Origin of the sequence: Sphingomonas sp. TDK1 (assembly GCF_001650735.1) — a bacterium.
Lineage (GTDB): Bacteria > Pseudomonadota > Alphaproteobacteria > Sphingomonadales > Sphingomonadaceae > Sphingomonas.
In genome coordinates this window covers 1-17,318 of sequence record NZ_LXVY01000025.1, presented here as the reverse complement: position 1 = coordinate 17,318, position 17,318 = coordinate 1, and the positions used below count along the sequence as shown (strand labels likewise).

General features: G+C 65.5%; 21 protein-coding genes. 8 read left to right on the top strand and 13 right to left on the bottom strand.

Features of this window, described 5'->3' with window-relative positions:
* Positions 1 to 123: 123 nt before the first annotated feature.
* From A7X12_RS13475 to A7X12_RS13455, 5 genes are read right to left on the bottom strand one after another with little or no spacing between them, the layout of a single operon-like run.
* Positions 124 to 396, bottom strand: coding sequence for an HPr family phosphocarrier protein (locus A7X12_RS13475; RefSeq protein WP_064312097.1), 273 nt, complete (start codon positions 394 to 396; stop codon positions 124 to 126).
* Positions 393 to 797, bottom strand: coding sequence for a PTS sugar transporter subunit IIA (locus A7X12_RS13470; protein ID WP_064312096.1), 405 nt, complete (start codon positions 795 to 797; stop codon positions 393 to 395). The genes A7X12_RS13475 and A7X12_RS13470 overlap by 4 nt, the downstream gene beginning before the upstream one ends.
* Position 798: 1 nt before the next feature.
* Entirely contained in the window at positions 799 to 1,731 is a 933-nt protein-coding gene (gene rapZ / locus A7X12_RS13465; protein ID WP_064312224.1) for an RNase adapter RapZ, read from the bottom strand.
* A 38-nt stretch (positions 1,732 to 1,769) separates the two neighbouring features.
* On the bottom strand, positions 1,770 to 3,344 hold the full coding sequence (locus tag A7X12_RS13460) for a sensor histidine kinase (protein ID WP_064312095.1): 1,575 nt from the start codon (positions 3,342 to 3,344) through the stop codon (positions 1,770 to 1,772).
* A complete protein-coding gene (locus A7X12_RS13455) occupies positions 3,313 to 4,023 on the bottom strand; it encodes a response regulator transcription factor (RefSeq protein ID WP_064312094.1) in 711 nt (236 codons plus the stop codon). The genes A7X12_RS13460 and A7X12_RS13455 overlap by 32 nt, the downstream gene beginning before the upstream one ends.
* 201 nt (positions 4,024 to 4,224) lie before the next feature.
* Between A7X12_RS13455 and A7X12_RS13450 the strand changes: the two genes are divergently transcribed.
* Positions 4,225 to 5,832: a phosphoenolpyruvate carboxykinase gene (locus tag A7X12_RS13450; RefSeq protein ID WP_064312223.1), complete on the top strand. Its 1,608-nt coding sequence runs from the start codon at positions 4,225 to 4,227 to the stop codon at positions 5,830 to 5,832.
* A 68-nt stretch (positions 5,833 to 5,900) separates the two neighbouring features.
* Complete coding sequence (locus A7X12_RS13445) at positions 5,901 to 6,281, top strand: hypothetical protein (RefSeq protein WP_232318503.1); 381 nt, start codon at positions 5,901 to 5,903, stop codon at positions 6,279 to 6,281.
* A gap of 36 nt (positions 6,282 to 6,317) precedes the next feature.
* Here A7X12_RS13445 and A7X12_RS13440 read toward each other — a convergent pair whose 3' ends face one another.
* The 5 genes from A7X12_RS13440 to A7X12_RS13420 all read right to left on the bottom strand — a co-directional run bounded on the left by A7X12_RS13440 (position 6,318) and on the right by A7X12_RS13420 (position 8,215).
* The gene (locus tag A7X12_RS13440) at positions 6,318 to 6,545 is read right to left on the bottom strand and encodes a DUF4170 domain-containing protein (RefSeq protein ID WP_064312092.1); all 228 of its coding nucleotides are present in this window, start codon (positions 6,543 to 6,545) and stop codon (positions 6,318 to 6,320) included.
* 74 nt (positions 6,546 to 6,619) lie between these two features.
* A complete protein-coding gene (locus A7X12_RS13435; RefSeq protein WP_064312091.1) occupies positions 6,620 to 6,925 on the bottom strand; it encodes a hypothetical protein in 306 nt (101 codons plus the stop codon).
* 4 nt (positions 6,926 to 6,929) lie between these two features.
* Complete coding sequence (locus A7X12_RS13430) at positions 6,930 to 7,259, bottom strand: DUF3618 domain-containing protein (RefSeq protein ID WP_064312090.1); 330 nt, start codon at positions 7,257 to 7,259, stop codon at positions 6,930 to 6,932.
* Positions 7,256 to 7,597, bottom strand: a complete 342-nt coding sequence (locus A7X12_RS13425) for a phage holin family protein (RefSeq protein ID WP_064312089.1) — start codon at positions 7,595 to 7,597, stop codon at positions 7,256 to 7,258. Before A7X12_RS13425 ends, A7X12_RS13430 begins: the two co-directional genes overlap by 4 nt.
* 18 nt (positions 7,598 to 7,615) lie before the next feature.
* Entirely contained in the window at positions 7,616 to 8,215 is a 600-nt protein-coding gene (locus A7X12_RS13420) for a hypothetical protein (RefSeq protein ID WP_064312088.1), read from the bottom strand.
* A 113-nt stretch (positions 8,216 to 8,328) separates the two neighbouring features.
* Between A7X12_RS13420 and eno the strand changes: the two genes are divergently transcribed.
* From eno to A7X12_RS13400, 4 genes are all read left to right on the top strand, one after another.
* Positions 8,329 to 9,609: a phosphopyruvate hydratase gene (gene eno / locus A7X12_RS13415; RefSeq protein WP_064312087.1), complete on the top strand. Its 1,281-nt coding sequence runs from the start codon at positions 8,329 to 8,331 to the stop codon at positions 9,607 to 9,609.
* A 75-nt stretch (positions 9,610 to 9,684) separates the two neighbouring features.
* The gene (locus A7X12_RS13410; protein WP_064312222.1) at positions 9,685 to 9,987 is read left to right on the top strand and encodes an FtsB family cell division protein; all 303 of its coding nucleotides are present in this window, start codon (positions 9,685 to 9,687) and stop codon (positions 9,985 to 9,987) included.
* A gap of 146 nt (positions 9,988 to 10,133) precedes the next feature.
* Positions 10,134 to 11,183: a pyruvate dehydrogenase (acetyl-transferring) E1 component subunit alpha gene (gene pdhA / locus A7X12_RS13405; RefSeq protein ID WP_064312086.1), complete on the top strand. Its 1,050-nt coding sequence runs from the start codon at positions 10,134 to 10,136 to the stop codon at positions 11,181 to 11,183.
* 1 nt (position 11,184) lies between these two features.
* On the top strand, positions 11,185 to 12,570 hold the full coding sequence (locus A7X12_RS13400) for a pyruvate dehydrogenase complex E1 component subunit beta (RefSeq protein WP_064312085.1): 1,386 nt from the start codon (positions 11,185 to 11,187) through the stop codon (positions 12,568 to 12,570).
* 60 nt (positions 12,571 to 12,630) lie between these two features.
* Here A7X12_RS13400 and A7X12_RS13395 read toward each other — a convergent pair whose 3' ends face one another.
* The 3 genes from A7X12_RS13395 to A7X12_RS13385 are packed head-to-tail and all read right to left on the bottom strand — an operon-like array spanning position 12,631 to position 15,883.
* Entirely contained in the window at positions 12,631 to 13,392 is a 762-nt protein-coding gene (locus A7X12_RS13395) for a TadE/TadG family type IV pilus assembly protein (protein ID WP_064312084.1), read from the bottom strand.
* Positions 13,389 to 13,961 (bottom strand): TadE/TadG family type IV pilus assembly protein, encoded by a 573-nt coding sequence (locus tag A7X12_RS13390; protein ID WP_064312083.1) that lies wholly within the window; start codon positions 13,959 to 13,961, stop codon positions 13,389 to 13,391. Before A7X12_RS13390 ends, A7X12_RS13395 begins: the two co-directional genes overlap by 4 nt.
* Positions 13,958 to 15,883: a TadE/TadG family type IV pilus assembly protein gene (locus tag A7X12_RS13385; protein WP_084445430.1), complete on the bottom strand. Its 1,926-nt coding sequence runs from the start codon at positions 15,881 to 15,883 to the stop codon at positions 13,958 to 13,960. The genes A7X12_RS13390 and A7X12_RS13385 overlap by 4 nt, the downstream gene beginning before the upstream one ends.
* Before the next feature lie 75 nt (positions 15,884 to 15,958).
* Between A7X12_RS13385 and A7X12_RS13380 the strand changes: the two genes are divergently transcribed.
* Both A7X12_RS13380 and A7X12_RS13375 read left to right on the top strand, forming a co-directional pair.
* On the top strand, positions 15,959 to 16,639 hold the full coding sequence (locus tag A7X12_RS13380; protein ID WP_064312082.1) for a squalene/phytoene synthase family protein: 681 nt from the start codon (positions 15,959 to 15,961) through the stop codon (positions 16,637 to 16,639).
* A 57-nt stretch (positions 16,640 to 16,696) separates the two neighbouring features.
* Positions 16,697 to 17,188: an EF-hand domain-containing protein gene (locus tag A7X12_RS13375; protein ID WP_064312081.1), complete on the top strand. Its 492-nt coding sequence runs from the start codon at positions 16,697 to 16,699 to the stop codon at positions 17,186 to 17,188.
* The last annotated feature ends 130 nt before the right edge of the window (positions 17,189 to 17,318 follow it).

The window sequence follows — 17,318 nt, the reverse complement described above, 5'->3', positions numbered from 1 at the left end:
TATCTAGCCCCTCCTCTTTGGAGGAGGGGTTGGGGGTGGAGGGATTCCAGAACCGCGGTTGGTCTCGGTGAGACACTGCCCCACCCCAAACCCCTCCCCTGAAGGGGAGGGGCTTAGCGCCCGCTATTCCTCGTTGAACCGCGCTTCGACCAGCTCGACCAGCGCCTGCACCGCGCCCTCGGCGCCGTCGCCTTCGGCCCAGATCGTGATCGTGTCGCCCTTCGCCGCCCCGAGCATCATCAGGTCGAGGATCGAGGTGCCGGCGGCGCTGTTGCCGTCCTTCTCGACGGTGAGTTCGCAGGGCTGGGTGCTGGCGAGCGTGACGAACGCCATGCTGGCGCGGGCATGGAGGCCGCGGCGATTCTCGATCAGAACCTCGCGCGACACCCGGCTCATTGCGGCGGCCCCAGCATTTCCGACGCGACCGTCACGTACTTGCGGCCGGCGTCGCGCGCGGCGAGCACCGCGTCGGTGACGGACATGGTCTTGCGAGCGCTGCCCAGGCGGATCAGCATCGGCAGGCTGATGCCGGCGATCACCTCGACCTTGCCCGCCTTCATCAGCGAGATCGCGAGATTGGAGGGGGTGCCGCCGAACAGGTCGCTCAGCACGATCACGCCTTCGCCCGAATCGACCGCGCCGATGGCGCTGGCGATGTCGGCGCGGCGGCCTTCCATGTCATCCTCGGGGCCGATGCAGATCGCGGCGACCTGCTCCTGCTTCCCCACCACATGTTCCATCGCGACGACGAACTCCTCGGCGAGTCGTCCGTGCGTCACGAGCACCAACCCGATCATTCTATTCTCCGCCCCTAGCCATGGACACCGGCGCCCCCTCCAGGGAGTCCTGTGGCGCGGTCTGCAAATCTCTGTGCGTCACCGTGGGCGAAAATCCTTCGTCGCGCAACCGGCGGGCCATCCGTTCGGCGACATGCACCGATCGATGCCGTCCGCCGGTGCAGCCGAAAGCGATCGTCACATAGGCCTTTCCCTCCGCCTGGTAGCGGGGGAGGAGCAGCAGCAACAGCGACTCGATCTGCGCCATGGCAGCATCATAGGCCGGGTCGGCTTCGATATAGGCGGAGACGTCGGCGTCGAGTCCCGTGCCGGGACGGAGCTGCGGATCCCAGTGCGGATTGCGCAGGAAGCGCATGTCGAGGACCAGGTCCGCATCGCGCGGCAACCCGCGAGAGAAGCCGAACGAGGTGACGCTGAAGGTCGTCTTGCCGCCGTCGGCCGAGAAGATGCCGCGGATCGTCTGCGAAAGCTGGTTGGCCTTCATGTCGGTGGTGTCGATCAGCCGGTTGGACCAGCGGCGCAGGGGCCCGAGCAACTCGCGCTCGCGGGCGATGCCGTCCTCCGCGGGCCGGTCCTGCGCCAGCGGGTGGCGGCGGCGGGTCTCGGAGAAGCGGCGGAGGAGTTCGGCGCCGGTGCATTCGAGGAACAGCGTGCCGACGTCGAGGCCCTGGTCCTCGCGCAGCTTCTTGATGCGCTGGACGATGCTCTCGGCATCGAAGCCGCGGGTCTGGGTGCCGAGGCCGAGTGCCAGCGGGCGCTCGTCATCTCCGCCGTCCGCGCCCGGCGCGGTGTCGAGCAGGCGGTTGAGGAGCAGCAAGGGCAGGTTGTCCACCACCTCCCAGCCGAGATCCTCGAGCGTGCGGAGCACGGTGGACTTGCCCGCGCCGGACATGCCGGTGACGAGCAGGATATGTTTGGGGCGACGCCGTTGCATGTTATTCTCGCTTCGCGCGGTCGGATCGCCGGGGTCGTTCATGCGCGGGCCGCCAGCGGCAGCCGGACCACGAACCGTGCGCCCTGCGATCGATCCTCCCGCGATTCCACCATGATGCTTCCCTGATGGCCTTCGACGATGGTGCGGGCAATGGCAAGCCCAAGCCCGGAATGCTGACCGAACGCTTCGCTGGATGGGCGCACGGAATGGAAGCGGCGGAAGATCGCCTCGCGCGCTTCTTCAGGCACGCCGGGGCCCTCGTCCTCCACCCGGATGGCAAGCGTGTCGTCCTCCTGCTCGGCGGAGATTGCGATCATGCCGCCAGGAGGTGAAAAGGACAGCGCGTTCTCGATCAGATTTTCGAAGACGCGTTCGAGACGCGTTGGATCCCCCATCACTTCCATCGACAGGCCCTGCGGTCGATCGAATCGAAGGCGGATTTCCTCCGGAACCCCGCGCGTCTCGCGCTGTCCGATCAGCGCGGCGATCAGGTCGCCTACGTCGAACGCCTCGAAGGTCGTGCGGCTGAGCTGCGCGTCGATGCGCGACGCTTCCGAAATGTCGGTGATCAGCCGATCGAGCCGGTGGATGTCATCCCGGACGATGGCGAGCAGCTGGTCGCGCAGGTCCGGATCCTTGACGTTCGACAGGCCCTCGACGGCAGAGCGGAGGGAGGCGAGGGGATTTTTCAGCTCATGCGTGACGTCGGCCGCGAAGGTTTCTGTCGCGTCGATGCGCGCCCGAAGCGCGCCGCTCATGTCGGAAAGCGCGCGGGCAAGCATCCCGATCTCGTCGCGGCGTTCGGGCAGGCGGGGCACCACCACCTCGCGGGCGCGCCCGAGGCGGACGCGGATGGCGGCCAGCGCGAGCCGCCGCAGCGGGCGGACGATCGTGCGGGCGAGGAACAGCGAGAGCAGCACCGAGACCAGCGAGACGATTCCGAGCACCACGCCCAGTCGATAGCGCTCCAGCCGCACCGTCTGGGTGATATCGCGCGCGTTGAACGCGGTCATCACCACGCCGAGGCCGGTAATCGGTGCGGCGGCGGTGATGACGGGCGTGCGATCCGGCGCCCGCCAGACGCTGGCGGCGGCGGCATGGGTCTCCAGCGCGGTGCGCACGTCGGGCCATTCGAGACCGGCATCGCGTGGCCGCTCGCGATAAAGCGGCGCGCGATCGGCGCCAGCGACCTTGTCGATAACCGCGTCAAGGAAGCGCGCAATCGTCTGGCCGACGGGGTCCTTGTCCGGATCGCGCAGCAGCAGGTTGCGCAGGCCCAGTTCGCGGCTGTCGCTGAGCAGCTTGCCCTGGGGATCATAGAGGCGGATGCGCGTGCCCATGTCGCGAGCGAGGCTCAGCACCAGCAGGTCGCGGCGTTTCTCGGTGGCGGAGGCCAGCGCCTGGGCGATCAACCGCACCTCGCGGCTGGTCTGCTCGACGCGGCTGTCGACGATCCGGCTGCGATAGCTGTCGAGGTAGAAGAAGCCGCCGCACAGCAGCGCCAGCGCGAAGATGTTGACCGCCAGGATCCGCGGCGTGAGGCTGACCCGGCCCGACCATCGCAGCGCCAGGTCGCGCTCGTCATTCATCCGAGAATCGGTAGCCCGCGCCATAGAGCGTCTCGATCGCGTCGAACTCCGGGTCTACCTGCCGGAACTTGCGGCGGACGCGCTTGATGTGGCTGTCGATCGTGCGGTCGTCGACATAGATGTCGTCCTGATAGGCCGCGTCCATCAGCTGGTTGCGTGTCTTGACGATGCCCGGCCGCTGGGCGAGCGTCTCGAGGATCAGGAACTCGGTGACCGTCAGCGTGACGTTGACGCCGCCCCAGGTGACCTTGTGCCGCGCCGGGTCCATGCTCAGGCGGCCGCGCTCCAGGGCTTCGGCAGGCTCGGCAGGCGCGGCGCCCTCGGCAACCGGCAGCGCGGGCTCGGTGCGGCGCAGGATCGCGCGGATGCGGGCGATCAGCAGCCGCTGCGAGAAGGGCTTGGCGATATAGTCGTCGGCGCCCATCGCCAGGCCCAGCGCCTCGTCGAGCTCATCGTCCTTGCTGGTGAGGAAGATCACCGGGATCTGGCTCTTCTCGCGCAGGCGGCGGAGCAACTCCAGCCCGTCCATCTTGGGCATCTTGATGTCGAGCACCGCTAGTTCGGGCGGGTTCTCGATCAACGCCTTGAGCGCGCTTTCGCCGTCCGAATAGACGCGGGTCAGAAAGCCCTCGGTCTGGAGGGCGATCGATACCGAAGTGAGGATGTTGCGGTCGTCATCGACCAGCGCGATCGTGGCGGTCATCCGGCTACCCGGGGCTGGCGCAAAATCAGCATCGACACCCGTTAGACCAAAGTTTCTTCCGCCTCAACCGACCGACAACGCTTACCCGGATTGACCCTCTCAAGAAGCACGTGCGAGGACTGATTCGCAATAAAGTTGCACCTGTGGCAAATCATCTGGTTTGTCATACAAATGGTTCAACAATAAAGTTTGGAGGCTTGGGTGGAAGAACGTCAATCGCGCCTTGGACTTGGCGAACAGGGCATCATTACGTCGGCGGTTCTCCACTGGAACCTGATTACCGCGCCGTTGGTCGAGCACGCGATCCGGCGCGGGGAGGGGAGCTTGGCCGCCGAGGGTCCTCTGGTGGTTGCGACGGGAAAGCATACTGGCAGATCTGCCAAGGACAAATTCATCGTCCGCGATGCCGAAACCGAGAACAGCGTGTGGTGGGGCAAGACCAACCAGGCGATGTCGCCCGATCATTTCGCCGCGATCAAAGCGGATTTCCTTGCCGAACTGGGCAAGCGTGAGGAGCTGTTCGTGCAGGATCTCTATGGCGGATCCCAGCCCGAACATCGCGTAAAGGTGCGTGTTATCAACGAGCTGGCGTGGCACAATCTGTTCATCCGCACGCTGCTGGTCCGCCCTGAGGCGGAGGCGCTGGCGAGTTTCGTTCCCGAGTACACGATCATCGACCTGCCGAGCTTCCGCGCGGATCCCGCGCGTCATGGTACGCGCGGCGAGACCGTGGTCGCCGTCAACTTCACGGACAAGCTGATCCTGATCGGCGGCACGGCCTATGCCGGCGAGATGAAGAAGAGCGTGTTCGGCCTGCTCAACTATCTGCTCCCCGAGCAGGGCATCATGCCGATGCATTGCTCGGCCAATATCGGGCCCAGGGGCGACACGGCGATTTTCTTCGGCTTGTCGGGCACCGGCAAGACGACGCTGTCGGCCGATGCCAGCCGCACGCTGATCGGCGACGACGAGCATGGCTGGTCGGACACGGCCGTATTCAACTTCGAGGGCGGCTGCTACGCCAAGATGATCCGGCTCTCGCCCGAGGCCGAGCCTGAGATCTTCGCCACCACCAAGCGGTTCGGCACGGTGCTGGAAAATGTGGTGATGGACCCGGTCACCCGTACGCTTGACCTCGAGGATGCGACGCTCGCCGAGAACAGCCGCGGCTCCTACCCGATCGACTTCATCCCCAATGCCTCGGCTGATAATCTCGGGCCGGTGCCGAAGAACATGATCTTCCTCACCGCCGATGCCTATGGCGTGTTGCCGCCGATCGCACGGCTGACCCCCGAACAGGCGATGTACCATTTCCTCTCGGGATATACCGCGCGCGTGGCGGGTACCGAGATCGGCGTGACCGAGCCCGAGGCGACCTTTTCCACCTGCTTCGGCGCCCCCTTCATGCCCCGGCATCCCTCGGTTTATGGCAATTTGCTCAAGAAGCGGATCGCCGAGGGCAATGTCGACTGCTGGCTGGTCAACACCGGCTGGACCGGCGGTAAATATGGCGTCGGCCATCGCATGCCGATCAAGGCGACCCGTGCGTTGCTGAATGCCGCGCTGGATGGAAGCCTCAATGCGGCCGAGTTCCGCGTCGATCCCTATTTCGGCTTTGAGGTGCCCGTGGCGGTGCCGGGTGTCGACACGGCGATTCTCGACCCGCGCGAGACGTGGCCGGACAAGGCGGACTATGATGCGACCGCCGAACGTCTGGTCGACCAGTTCGTGGAGAATTTCGCGCAGTTCGAGGACCATGTCGAAGCCGGCGTGCGCGCTGCCGCGCCCAAAGCAAGGGCGCTCGCCTGAGCGACGCGGCGGACTTTCCGCCGCGGTGCTTCGGCAGCGCCGCGGCGATCGTCCGGATCGGGGAGGGGTTGCTCGCCTGCACCCTGCCGCGCGCGGACTGGACGCACGAGGCGCATCTCGCGGCGTGCTGCTATCTGCTCAGCGAGCGCGGCGACCTGGATGTCGATGCCGAGATCGGCGGCATCATCCGGCGCTTCAACGAGAGCGTCGGGGGCGTCAACGACGATAGCAGCGGCTATCACGAGACCATCACACGCGCCTATGTGGCCGGCGTGCGGCTGTATCTGGCGGAAACGCCCGAGGGCGACTTGCTGGCGCGGGTGAATGGGCTGCTGGCGTCGCCGATCGGTCGACGCGACTGGCCACTGCGCTTCTACAGCCGGGAGCGGCTGTTCTCCGTGGCGGCGCGGAAAGACTTCATCGACCCTGATTTGGCGCCGCTGCCATAAGCACCCCTCCCGCGGACGGGAGGGGAAGCCTGGATGTCACGCCTTGCCGGCTTCGACGTCCGGATCGAGCATACGGTGCAGGTGCACCACGACGTACCGCATCTCGGCATCGTCGACGGTGCGCTGCGCGGCGGCGCGCCATGCCTTTTCGGCGCTTGCATAATCGGGAAAGATGCCGACCACGTCGAGCTTCGAGGGGTCGATGAAATCGAGGGTCGTCGGATCGGCAACGCGGCCGCCGAAGACCAGATGAAGCTTGCTCATTGCGCCTCCTGGGGGTGGGGATGCTGCAGCCCTTACCGGCACTGCAGCATCGCACTCAACCCCTTATAGGCCGCTCAGCGCTTGGCCGTCGCGTCCTTGGCCGCGTCGATCACGGTGCCGAACAACGCCGAGACGCGCTCCTTGGTGGCGTCGCTGTTGGGGATCAGCGACTCGATCTGCTCGCGACCGCTCTCCTTCGCGGCGTGCACGGCGGCAGCGGCGCCGTCGGCCAGCTTGCGACCGAGCGGCTCGAGCGCAGCCCGTTCGCGATCGAAGCGCGGCAGCAGCATGCCGATCAATACGCCCACCGCGACTCCGCCGGCGAGCAGCAGCGCGGGGTTTTCGGTGAGGCGCGATCCGGTTTCGGTTTCGGTGCTCATGGCATCATCCTTCTGTGCTGTCTGATTTTTCCGAACCCTTGGTGGGTCCCTCGGTTTCGTCTTTGCCCTTGCGGAAGATGTCCACGATCCAGCCGCGCGCCAGCACCAGGCCGATGCCGCTCGTCACCGCTGCGGTGAGCCACGGGCGGGTGCGAACGGCCTCGGTGCCCTCGCGGGCGATGGTGGTGACGGTCTGCCGCGCATTGTCCATCGCCTCGTGCGCGATGTTGCGCGGCTTGAGCCGTTCCTGGACGGTGCCGACGGTCGCCATCAGCTTGTCGCGAGCCGCCCTGGCGCGCGCCCGGGCGGCGTCGGGATCGCGTGGTACTGTCATGCTTCCGCTCCCATCGCCTTGCGAATGCCGCGCGCTGCCGCCCAGCCGAGCAGCGCGGCGACGAGGAGGCTGACGCCGACGACGATCAGAGTCGCCCAGCCGGGGCCGACCAACGTCGCCAGCGTCAGGATGGCACCGACGATCAGGCCGATCGCTGCGGCCAGTGCAAGCGCGAGGGCAAGGACCGCGGCGATCGCCGCGCCCTTGACCTCGGCCACCTTGGCCCGGGCAACCGCCTTGACATAATCGACCTCGGCGCGGGCATAATCCTTGGCGTCTTCGGTGAGCTGGCCGATCAGCTCACCGATGCCGGCGTCTTCCGTTCGGGGGGCGTCCATGCCCTGTGCTGTCCGTCCTTAGCTCTGGGGCGTGCCGGACGAAGCCGACGTGCCGTTGCCGAAGCCAGCAGGCTCGGCCTTGGGGGCGTCGGTCGACGGCGCACCGGCGGTGGGGGCTGCCGCCACGGACGTGCCCGATGCCTCAATGCCCGACTTGATCACCCGTGCCAGCACGAAGCCAAGCGCCGCCGCGGTTCCGACAGCGATTGCCGGGCTCTTCTTGACGAATTCGGTCGCCTCATCGAGCAGCTCGTTCACTTCCTTGCCGCGCAGCGAGTCCGCGAAGCCGGCGATGCCGTCCGCGGCGGTACGGGCATATTGGCCATACTGCTCGCCCAGCTTGGCATCGACATCGCCCGCAGCCGTCCGCATCATTTCGGCGACTTCGTCGAGTGCGCTGGTCGCGCGTTCCTTGCCGGTGCCGGCGAAGCCCAGGATGTGCTCCTTGGCCTGATCGGCATATTTGGCGGCTTCCTCGCGAATCGTGTCGGAGGCGTTGCGGGTAAAGCTGGCGCCGTCGGCGCCGGTCCCGCCCTCGGTGCCGCCGCTTGCCGCGCCGGTCGCACCCATGTTGCCTGCGAGCGGATCGCTCGAAATGCTGGTCGTTTCGTCTGTCATGATCAAAAACCCTCCATGCTCGTCGAAACAACAACGGCCCCGTTTGCGAGTTCCCTTGCGAACCGCTAGAGGCACCGCGCGCCTCATTCCAGATATGTTACGGAGACCATGACGTGACCGCAATCATCGACGTCCACGCCCGCCAGATTCTCGACAGCCGTGGCAACCCCACGGTGGAAGTGGATGTCCTGCTGGACGACGGCAGCTTCGGCCGCGCCGCCGTGCCGTCGGGCGCCTCCACCGGTGCTCACGAGGCAGTGGAAAAGCGCGACGGCGACAAGTCCCGCTGGATGGGCAAGGGCGTCGAAGGCGCCGTCGATGCGGTGAACGGTGAGATTGCCGAGGCAGTTGTCGGCCTTGACGCCGAAGACCAGGCCGATCTCGACCGCACCATGATCGAGCTCGACGGCACCGCCAACAAGGGTCGCCTCGGCGCCAACGCCATTCTCGGCGTCAGCCTCGCCGCCGCCAAAGCTGCCGCCGATGCGCGCGGGCTGCCGCTCTATCGCTATGTCGGCGGCGTCAACGCGCACGTCCTGCCGGTGCCGATGATGAACATCATCAACGGCGGCGAGCATGCCGACAACCCGATCGACTTCCAGGAATTCATGATCGTGCCGGTCGGCGCCGAGAACATCGTCGAAGCGGTGCGCTGCGGCTCGGAAATCTTCCACACCCTGAAGAAGAAGCTGCACGAGAAGGGCCTGGCGACCGGCGTGGGCGACGAGGGCGGCTTCGCGCCGAACATCGCGTCGACCACCGAAGCGCTGGACTTCATCATGCGCAGCATCGAAGCCGCCGGCTACACACCCGGCGACGACGTGATGCTCGCGCTCGACTGTGCCGCCACCGAATATTTCAAGGATGGCGCCTACAAGATGGTGGGCGAGGGCAAGACGCTCTCTTCGGCCGAGAACGCCGCATTCCTGGCGGATCTCGCCGCGCGCTACCCGATCTTCTCGATCGAGGACGGCATGGCCGAGGACGATTGGGAAGGCTGGAAGGCGCTGACCGACCTGCTCGGCGGCAAGGTCCAGCTGGTCGGCGACGATCTGTTCGTCACCAACCCGCAGCGCCTGCAACGCGGCATCGAGGGCGGCTATGCCAACTCGCTGCTGGTGAAGGTCAACCAGATCGGCACGCTGACCGAGACGCTGGAAGCGGTGAGCATGGCGCAGCGCGCTTCCTACACTGCTGTGATGTCGCACCGTTCGGGCGAGACCGAGGACGCGACGATCGCCGATCTCGCGGTCGCCACCAACTGCGGCCAGATCAAGACCGGCAGCCTCGCGCGCTCGGACCGGCTCGCAAAGTACAATCAGCTCATCCGCATCGAGGAAGAGCTGGGCGATGCGGCCGTCTATGCCGGCCGTTCGGTCCTGCGCCGCGGCTGACCCTAGGTAGGAGCCGCAATCTTGCTAAGAGCCGAAGGATCAGCGAAAAACACGGGCATGAAGCGCGCTTCGCCCATGTCTACGCTGCTGCGCCGCGCGGGGCTTCCCGCCGCGGCGCTGATCGCCATCGGCTTTTTTGGCTATAACGCGGTTCTGGGGCCCAACGGGATCGTCGCCGTCAAGGAAGTACAGCACGAACTTTCCGCCAAGCAGCGCGAATATGCGGTGCTCGACAGGAAGCGTGCCGAACTCAAGAACCGAGTCGACCTGCTCGACCCGAAGCACGGCGCCGATCCCGATATGGTCGACGAGCTTGCCCGCAAGCAGCTGAACGTCGTCCGCCCCGACGAAGTGATCATCCCGCTCGACAAGAAGTGAGCGCCGTAGCGGCACCTGTTGCCAGCCACGGCGGAGCGCCTTAGGGCGGATGAACGTGGTCCGAACCCGCGCGTTGGTTGCAAGCCTTGCGAAAACGCGCGTATAGGCACCCGCCTTTCCCCTCCCCGGATGAGGAATATCTGATCGTGGCCAAAGCACCGGCACGCAACGCACCGACCCCACCCGCCGTACCGAATCGCGAGCGGCCCAGCGAACCGGAACGGTTCAACGCCTCGAAGGAACAGCTGCTCGAATTCTATCGCCAGATGCTGCTGATCCGCCGCTTCGAAGAGAAGGCGGGCCAGCTCTACGGCCTCGGCTTCATCGGCGGCTTCTGCCACCTCTACATCGGCCAGGAAGCCGTTGCGGTCGGCCTGCAGTCGGCGCTGGACGGCGAGAAGGACTCGGTGATCACCGGCTATCGCGACCATGGCCACATGCTCGCCTACGGCATCGATCCCAAGGTGATCATGGCCGAGCTGACCGGCCGCGGCGCGGGTATCTCGCGCGGCAAGGGCGGCTCGATGCACATGTTCTCCACCGAGAAGAAGTTCTACGGCGGCCATGGCATCGTCGGCGCGCAGGTCTCGCTCGGCACGGGCCTCGCCTTCGCACACAAGTATAACGAGGATGGCGGTGTCGCCATGGCCTATTTCGGCGACGGCGCCGCGAACCAGGGCCAGGTGTACGAATCGTTCAACATGGCCGAGCTGTGGAAGCTTCCGATCATCTACGTGATCGAGAACAACCAGTACGCCATGGGCACCAGCGTCAACCGCTCCTCGGCCGAAGACCAGCTGTACAAGCGCGGCGAGAGCTTCCGCATCCCCGGCATCCAGGTGGACGGCATGGACGTGCTCGCCTGCCGCGGCGCGGCGGAAGAGGCGCTCGCCTGGGTGCGCGCCGGCAAGGGCCCGATCATCCTCGAGATGAAGACCTATCGCTATCGCGGCCACTCGATGTCGGATCCGGCCAAGTATCGCAGCCGCGAGGAAGTCCAGTCGGTTCGCGACAAGTCGGATCCGATCGAGGCGGTGAAGCGCGAATTGGAAGGCTTTGGCGTCAAGGAAGACGAGCTGAAGACGCTCGAGGCCGAGATCCGCAAGATCGTGAACGAATCGGCGGACTTCGCCGAACAGACGCCGGAGCCCGATCCGGCCGAACTCTATACCGACGTGCTGGTGGAGACCTACTGAGATGGCGATCGAACTCAAGATGCCGGCACTCTCGCCGACCATGGAAGAGGGCACGCTCGCCAAGTGGCTCGTCAAGGAAGGCGATGTCGTGAAGTCCGGCGACATCCTCGCCGAGATCGAGACCGACAAGGCGACGATGGAATTCGAAGCCGTCGACGAAGGCACGATCGCCAAGATCCTGGTCGCCGAGGGCACGGATAACGTGAAGGTCGGTACCGTGATCGCGATGATCGCGGGCGAGGGCGAGGACGCATCCTCGGCCGCCGCCGCACCGGCCCCCGCCAGCCAGCAGGCCGAGCCGACCCCGCCGCCGGCCGACAAGGCGCCCGAAACCGGCACCGCCCAGCTGACCGCTGCGGTCGAAAAGACCCGTCCGGCCGATCCGGACGTGCCCGCCGGCACCGAGATGGTGAAGACTACGGTCCGCGAAGCACTGCGCGACGCGATGGCCGAGGAAATGCGCACCGATCCGCGCATCTTCGTGATGGGCGAGGAAGTCGCCGAGTATCAGGGCGCCTACAAGGTGACCCAGGGACTGCTCGACGAATTCGGCCCGAAGCGCGTCATCGACACGCCGATCACCGAATACGGCTTTGCCGGCGTCGGCACCGGTGCGGCGATGGGCGGCCTGAAGCCGATCATCGAGTTCATGACGTTCAACTTCGCCATGCAGGCGATCGACCACATCATCAACTCGGCGGCCAAGACCAACTACATGTCCGGCGGCCAGATGCGCTGCCCGATCGTGTTCCGCGGTCCCAACGGGGCGGCCAGCCGCGTCGGCGCGCAGCACAGCCAGAACTATGGCCCCTGGTATGCCAGCGTCCCCGGCCTTATCGTGATCGCGCCCTATGACGCGGCCGATGCCAAGGGCCTGCTCAAGGCGGCGATCCGTTCGGAAGATCCGGTCGTGTTCCTCGAGAACGAGCTGATGTACGGCCGCAGCTTCGACGTGCCGAAGCTCGATGACTATGTCCTGCCGATCGGCAAGGCCCGCATCATGCGCGAGGGCAAGGACGTGACGCTGGTCAGCTACTCGATCGGCGTCGGCGTCTCGCTCGAAGCCGCCGAGAAGCTGGCAGCCGAGGGCATCGATGCCGAGGTGATCGACCTGCGCACGCTGCGCCCGCTCGACAAGCAGACCGTGCTGGAGAGCCTGAAGAAGACCAACCGCATTGTGGTGGTCGAGGAAGGCTGGCCGGTCTGCTCGATCGCGTCGGAAGTCGCCGCGTTCGTGATGGAAGAGGGCTTTGACGACCTCGACGCGCCGGTGCTGCGCGTGACCAACGAGGACGTGCCGCTGCCCTACGCCGCGAACCTGGAGAAGCTGGCTCTGGTGAATGCCGACAAGGTGGTCGCCACGGTGAAGAAGGTCACCTATCGCTGACCTTCGGCTGGCGAGCGAAAAAGAGGCCCGTCCGACACCATGTCGGGCGGGCCTTTTTCGTCAGGCGGGGTAGAAGTCGCAGGTCGATCGGTTCGTCGGCGGTGTGGTGATGGGATTGTAGACCTGGGTGTAATCCCGGTTGTCGCGAACCACGAACGAGGCGACGGAACGCAGCACCTTGCTCCTCGTGAACCAACCGTCACCGACAAGCGGCGTGTACCGATAGTTGATCTCGACGAACATCACGCCTGAATTGTCGGGTGCCTTCACCTGCGCATTGATCTCGCCCATGCCGTCGGGCGCTGGCGAGCCAGGATGCTGCGCGCTGTCGTCTCCCGAGGTGAGGGTGTTGATGCCGGCCTTGGGATCGTAGGCCGAATTGGCATCATAGGCGTTGCTCATCGAGGAGACCACCGTTCGGCCATAATGCGAGTCATAGTCGGCGCCGCGCATCGCGCCGATGCAGCGCTGCCAGTGGATGCGCTGGGTGCTGCCCGACGCTTCGAGGCTGGACAATATGATCCGGCCGTTGGTCGTAAGGTCGAACGGCGCGCCCTGCTGCTTGGCGGCGAGCAATACGTCATTGATGTCGACTTCGCGCAACTGGGTCACGCCGGTACCTGTGAAATTCCCGACGCGGCTGGCATTGTCCGCCAGCGCCAGCGCGATCTGGCTGAGGCGCTGGTTGGTGATCGCATAGTTGGTGAGTTCTGCAGCCCATAGCCCGGCGGTCAGCACGACAGGCAGGCCGATCGCGAATTCGATCAGCGCGGCGCCGGACCGGGCCGCAGCCAGGCGGCCGAATAGGGCGGGCATGTTCATGTGCACAGCAGCTCCCGCTTGGGAATCATCTGGGTATTGTAGGGCTGATTCTTGAACCGGGTGGAGGCATTCAGCACGACCTGATTGCTCCAGCCGATCAGGCCGGCCACCGGGAACAGCCGCGTGTACGTGACCGTCACCTTGTAGACGGTCACATCACTGGCGCCGCCCTGGCCGGCGCGGCCGGGATCCAGGTCCCATTGCTTGTTGCCGTTGATGTCCGTGTAGCATTCGCCGGGGTCGCGCTTGCCGTTGCCGTTGGTATCGATGAAGTCTTCCGGCTTGATGAGCGTAAAGCTGGAATAGAAAAGTCTATTGGTGCTGACGGTAGCGTTGCCCGCCACCTGCCGAATTGCCCCACTCACCCGGTTGTCGATCGCACTAGTATTGGCGGACTCGATCGTGGAATCTCGCGCCGCCTTCTGGAGCGCGCCCTCCAGCACTGCCTGCACATAGGCCTGGTAGCTGATGTCCATCAACCCCATCAGCAGCATCATCAGCACGGGCAACAGGATCGCGAATTCGATCACCGTCGCACCCTGTCGATCGCGGAGCAGCGCGCGCATCATCGCGAAATCCGCAACATCGCCACGCGCTTGGCGATCGTCTGGAAGGCGGCATTGAGCGATGCGTTGTCGGCAGCGTAGAAGGCCTGGCCGGGCGAGGCGCAGCTGGTCAGCTGGTTGGTCAGCGTCTGGCCGAATGCGACCACGAAGATCAGGATGTTCCGGTTCTTGGCCGCCGTGCAGGCAGCCGCGAAGCGGGCATAATGGTTGTTGAGCTGCGTGGTGTCCTGACAGCCCGATTTGTATCCGGAGTTGGTAACACGCTGATCGTAATTCTCGATGCCGTACATCCCATACAGACAGGTATAGGGTTGCATGTCGCCGTCGGTCATGAAGACGATGTAGCGCTGCGGAGGATTGCGGCCGGGCCAGGCAGCGGTATCGCCTGCGAAAATACCATTGGGCGAAAGCAGGCGCGTGCCCCAGATCATGCCGACGTCATGATAGGTGCCCCCCTGCGGCACGAAATCCGGAGCGGTCACGTAATTGGTCACGTCCGCTTGCGTCATGACCTTGAGGCGCTGCACCGGCTTCCCGCAAACCGTCCACCCGGCGGAGATATTTTGGGGGGCGTTCATCGCGGTATAGGTGCCGCGCTGCGCGGTGCTGGTCGTATCGCCAAGCGCATCGCTGTTGTTCAGGTCTGCATCGATGCTCGTGTAGCTGCCGCGATAATACACCACATCCGGCCACATCGGTCGCCATCGCGTATCGTCGTCGCCGGCATTCGGCACGAGATCCGGGTTGAGATCGTACGGCAGATTGGCGGGGTCGAACGTGCTGAGCGGCCTGGTCAGGCGCTCTTCAAGGCAGCCAGCCCATTTCGACATGGCGCCGGTGACCTTGCTCGGGTCCGGCACCGGTACGCCCAGCTTGTACTGGCTCGTGTCGAGCTTGCGCTTTGTATAGGTCCAGTACGGGCGAACCTGCTGGTTTTTGGTCGCGCACGTGCCGACATTGCTGTTGTTGTTATTCGGCGTCCAGGTGGGCGTGGTGACCATCGCCGCACCCGCCGTGGTGTAGCCGGTGGCGGGGCTTCGGCTGGCGTAAGTGTCGCATTTCGCCTTGCTGACATTGGCATAGCTCGGCCCGGCCGTGCTGCTTCCATAGTTGGCGTCGCCCTTGAGTACACGACTGTTGTACGACCATTGATCGACGATGTAACTTGGCGAAACGCCCACGACCGCCTTGCCGGCGTTGACCGTGGAAGAATAGGGCACGAACCCGTATCGCAGGTGCGTGGAAGGATCGACGGAAGCCGCAAGTGTCGTGTAGAAATTCATGACAGCCTGGCGCAGCGCGGACAGTTTCGAATTGGGCTGTTCTTGCGTGTAATAGCCATTCGGCCCCAACACGACGGCGGCGCCGCAGCTGTTCGTGCCGCTGCTTGCCGGGCACGCCATCGAGCCCGTCGTATCCAGCACGAACATGATATCGGTATCGGCGACGTCATAGCGTGCCTCGCAGGTGACCGTCAGCGTCTGGTCACCAAAGCCCATCATGCTCGTCAGCGTCATCGGGACCACTGCGGTGGCGGTGCCCGAGACCTGGTTGTCGCTGGTCTTGGCAGGCGTGAAGACCGGTCGGCCCTTGGTGCCGAACAGCCCGGTGCGGAAGTTATTGTCGAAGAAGTTGAGCGCGCGGTTGCGCGCGGTCTCGTCCAGCGTCGGATCGCTGGTCGACAGCATGAAGCGCCGGCCCGCCAGCGCCCCGGCGTCGCATGCCTGCTGCAACCGGTTCTTGACCATGTAGAGCCGCGCCGTGTCGATGGCGGATCCGGCGATGAACAGCAGCGGCACCAAGGCGATCGCCATCATCGCCAGCGTGTTGCCGGCGACGTTGCGCCGAAGGCGCGCGAACAGGCCGGTCCGGTGGTTCCGCTCGGAGAAGCAGCGTTGGAGTCGCTCGAGAAGCAGTATGCGCATGGTGATCGATCGAAACCCTCGCGCGGCGCGGTGACACCCCTTCCGCCGCCGAATGCTAGGCCATAGAGGGAAGGGGTGAACGCTTCGCTAAACACCCCGCCCGAAGATCCTGAACGCGCACTGATCCTGGCCTATGCGCCGGCCGCCGGCCGCCCTGCGCTGGCCGCCTTGCTGGCGCTGGACGAGGCGCTGGCGCAGCTGCTGCGCACCACGAGCCAGCCCGCCGTAGGCCAGTTGCGACTCGCCTGGTGGCGGGAGGCGCTGGCGAAGCTGGACAGCGCGCCACCGCCCGCCGAGCCCGTGCTGCAGGGCCTCGCCGCGAACCTGTTGCCGCTCGGCGTCTCTGGCGCATCGCTGGTGCCGATCGTCCATGGTTGGGAAGTGCTGGTCGAAGAAGAGGCACTCGATGGCCTGGCGCTGGCCCGCTACGCGGCCGGGCGAGGGAGCCTGTTCGTGGCGGCCGGCGCCGCACTGGGAGCTCAGGGCGATCCCCTCGCTACGGGTGGCGAGGGCTGGGCGCTCGCGGATCTCGCTAGGCATCTCGGTGACGGCGACGAGGCAGATGCCGCCAGGGCAGCCGCCCGGCCGCGGTTGATCGACGCGCTCGACAGGCGCTGGAGCCGGAACGGGCGTGCCTTGGGTGCGCTCGCCCATCGAGCGCGGTTGGACCTCGATCTCCCTCCTGACATGCCTTCGCCGATCGGCGCGCCGAAGCGGGTCGCCCGCTTGCTATGGCATCGTCTTTCCGGTCGATAGGGCTTGGCTGCACGTCCTTGAAGGGATAGTCTGATGCGTCCTTCGGGGGAGGGGTGCATGTGGCGATATGCGGTCGGCGCCGGGGCGGCGCTGTTGCTGGCGTTTGGGGGATTTCTACTATTTCAGCACGGACCCGCGAGGGCGCCGTTGGCGGCCGTCTTGCAGCCGGCACCCGCTGCCGCCGGCGCCGTCGCTCCGTTGCCCGAGGTCGCACCGGAAGCCGACGCCAAGACCCGCGAGCAGAAGCGATTCGACCGCTATGACAAGGATCGCAATGAGGCGGTGAGCCGCGACGAGTATTTCACCGCCAGGCACAAGGCGTTTGCCAAACTCGATACCAATGGCGACGGCCGATTGAGCTTCGAGGAATGGGCGGCGAAATCGATCACGAAGTTCACGGGGGCAGATTCCGACAAATCCGGGGCGCTGACCCGCGCCGAATTTGCGACGACCGCGCCGAAGCGGCGGCCGCCGGGATCGCGGTGCGCCTGTGGTAGACCCGCACCTGCGCCGACCCCTGTGCCCAGAGACGGGGACGACGAGAACTAGAAGCCTTAGCGCGGATCGACATTCGGGATTCCCAAACGAGCGGATCGCTGATTCATAGGCATCCGTGTTGAGACGCGGAGCAAGTGATGGCGGTGAAGCGGTACGAACTGAACGATGCGCAATGGCAAAG